The 2829-nt window shown below is 58.2% G+C and carries 3 protein-coding genes; 1 reads left to right on the top strand and 2 read right to left on the bottom strand.

The window, feature by feature from the left end; all coding sequences use genetic code 11:
* The coding region (locus AC1DWI_RS18935) for an NAD-dependent epimerase/dehydratase family protein (protein ID WP_477725442.1) at nt 1-474 on the bottom strand (474 nt) is incomplete at its 3' end.
* Nucleotides 475-782: 308 nt separating this feature from the next.
* Nucleotides 783-1769, bottom strand: a complete 987-nt coding sequence (locus tag AC1DWI_RS18930) for an acyltransferase family protein (RefSeq protein ID WP_477725441.1) — start codon at nt 1767-1769, stop codon at nt 783-785.
* 402 nt (nt 1770-2171) lie between these two features.
* On the opposite strand from AC1DWI_RS18930, the gene AC1DWI_RS18925 reads away from it, so the two are divergent.
* A partial coding sequence (locus tag AC1DWI_RS18925) for an XrtB/PEP-CTERM-associated transcriptional regulator EpsA (RefSeq protein WP_477725440.1) occupies nt 2172-2829 on the top strand: 658 nt, incomplete at its 3' end.

The raw sequence follows: 2829 nt of genomic DNA, 5'->3' as shown, positions 1-2829 counted from the left end.
GTTCTGCGGTGTGGGCAGCGTTCTGTCATCGATGACCGCCGGGAGTGGTTGCTCGGGTGAATTGCCAAACACTGCAAGCGAACTGGCGAATACGACGGTGGGCGATGTATTCAGGGCACGGCACGCCTGCAGCAGCGCACGCGTAGCATCGACATTGCTGCGCATGCCAAGGTCGAAATCCGCTTCGCATTCACCGCTGACTGCCGCCGCCAGATGGAATATCAGCGTGTCTTTTTCTGTCACCACGAGTGCTTGCGGATGACCGTCTTCCAGCAGCCGGCTCAGATCGCCGGTGATGGTTCGAATGCGGTTGTCCGCGGCCAGCGCGGCCGGCGGCGCCACCCTGTCAACCAGTGTCACTGTCCGGATGGTTTGCGGTGCGCTGCCCGCAAGAGCCAATTGCCCCGCGTCCAGAAGTTGCCGGGCCAGCCTGGCCCCGAGAAATCCGGCGCCGCCGGTGATGACRATATTCATGGGTATGTTGTCTCTATCTTTTTGTTGGTTACTCGCCGGCATGCCCGCGCCGGTCCGATTGCCTGCGGTACGTGAGGCAGTTTAGTTCGAAAGAGGAGTCGTTCCATGCAGCCGCCAGATGGTGCTGATTTGGAAGATGCTCGGAGAAAAGTATCGTGCAACTCCGGCGGCACGGCTTCTGCTCCGACGTTCGAGCCGTTCAGGATTCGCCGCGGCGGCAGAGTCACTGATTGGGGCGCCAGGACGCCGCCAGTGATGAGCGGCTTGGCGCCCGAATGAAATGGGCCGCTGGCTCGAGCCCCGATCCTTCAGGCTGCTACCACGGGCTTCGGATTGGTTTTCGGCTTGCCCGGCACAGTTCCCAGCAGCCACAGATTCAGGCCTGCGTGCCGGCTGATAAGCAGCGCGGATACGACGGGGCCAGCAATCCCGGCGGCGAGTCCCAGCGTCATCAGGACATAGGTGTCCGTGATACCCAATTTCCTGAAGGCGATACGGCTCGCTGCCGTAAAAAAAACATGCAGCAGGTAAATCGCAAATGAGAAGGATCCAATGTAGGCCAGGGGCGCGAAACTCCAGCCACTCCGCAAAAGAAGAAAGGCGCTTGAGACGCCGAGCGCCAGTGCGGCCACAGAACTTCCCTGCTCGGAAAATTGCGGAAAAAGCATGGCCCCGGTAGCGGCGCAAATAAATACGGCCGCCGCCACAAGCCGGGCCGTTGGCGTCCCGATGTCAAATCGTTTGCAGGCAAGCCCGGCCAGGAAAAAAGGCAGAAGGTAAACAGCGCCGCGGGCGGCGAAATAGTTGGGTGGGCTGAAGTAGTCAAACAGCACCGCGCTGAGCGCCCAAGCCACTGCAAATCCGGTCGCAGTAGAAAGTGCGTTGAGGTGTTCCAGCAGCAGAACAACCAGGAAGACAATAAAAAGCGCTTCAAGAAACCAGAAGTGCCCCACGGGCTCAATGTGCAACAGCCACCACTGGTTGACCGATGAGTTGGCGCCTGGCGTGAAGGCCTGCACGACGGCAAAAATAGTTCCCACCGTAATCAGGGGGAGCAGCAGCCGCCGGACCTTGCCTTTAATGAATTCAGCAGCATTGCCTTCATAGGGGCGAAATGCATACACATAGCCTGAGATGAAAGAGAAGAGCGGCATGCGGATATAGGCCAGCCCTTCATTGAACATCTGCAACCAGTGCCCCTCCGGAACCTTCAGGCCCACTGAGGGCGTATCCCCTACCACATGAAACAGAACCAGCAAGATGCAGGCGATGCCCCTTACCGTATCCACTTCCATGCTGCGCTTCATTTTCTTACCGKTCATCAGCCTTGCGTTCCTCTTCTTGTTTCTTTGCTGTTTTGCTCGCTGCAACTGCGTGCACAAATTATGTGCGCAGCGTAGTCAATAGCAGCCACGGCCGTGCGCCAAAAGAAAGCAAACTGTTGCAAGCCGTATCGTTTTGCGAAGCAACTGCCATCAAGCGCACAGCTGTTACGTAGTTGCAACCAATACGCGCGGGGTCTGACATCTCAATTGCATGCCTGCCACCCTACACTGAGTCGTCTTGTTCCTACATCAACTGTGCCGTCTTTGGTATTGCGACTTATACCAAGCTAGACGATTCTCAGTGGGTCCCTTCTGCCACGCCTGCACACGCAGGCAGGGGGCAGAACAAAACACAGGAAGTGATATCAAGGCATGAAATCTCACGCTCCGCTTTTCAGCGAAGATCCTGCGCACTATACGGCGCTGATAACGCAGGCTACGGCCATCACCCGGCACGCCGACCTGCTCGAATGGTTGCGCGGTGACGTCCAGTATTCCCTTCCACATGACATCCTGATGGTGGGCTGGGGCGACTTTCAGGAAGGTGCTATCCAGCACGACATTCTTTCTGAATTGCCTGGCGTACGTTCTTATGCAGCCGGTACAGACGGCGTGCCCTTTTTGCTTGGCCGGCTTCATGACCACTGGGTGGCGGCCGGCGGGCAGCCCTGCCTCCTCAATTTCAGCCAGTTCGAATATTTGCTGGGCAATGCGAGCTTGCCGGGCTCCTTCACCCGTACCCTGGCGGGTATGCGCTCGGTGCTCGTTCACGCGATGCATGACGAAAGGGCGCACCAGGACTGTCTGTATGCGTTTTTCCGTGCAGATGAGATTCCCAGGGAGTCTGGGCTGAAGGCCATGAGGATGCTGATGCCTGCCATTGATAACGCGCTGCGGCAGATGGCGCTGTTGCCACAGCAGCACCCGCAAGCCGCCGTTACGGTACGCAACGGAGCCGACGACGCGTCCGGCCTGAGCGAACGTGAAACGCAAATCATGGCCTGGGTCGCCATGGGCAAAACCAATGCCG

The sequence above is a fragment of the Polaromonas sp. P3_C2 genome (genome assembly GCF_056402675.1).
The sequence above is the reverse complement of the archived record's forward strand: the minus strand, read 5'-3'. Positions and strand labels throughout refer to the sequence as shown.

Coding starts and splice junctions, on each gene's coding strand:
- AC1DWI_RS18930 (WP_477725441.1), bottom strand. CDS start 1,769: ATGGAAGTGGATACGGTAAGGGGCATCGCCTGCATCTTGCTGGTTCTG.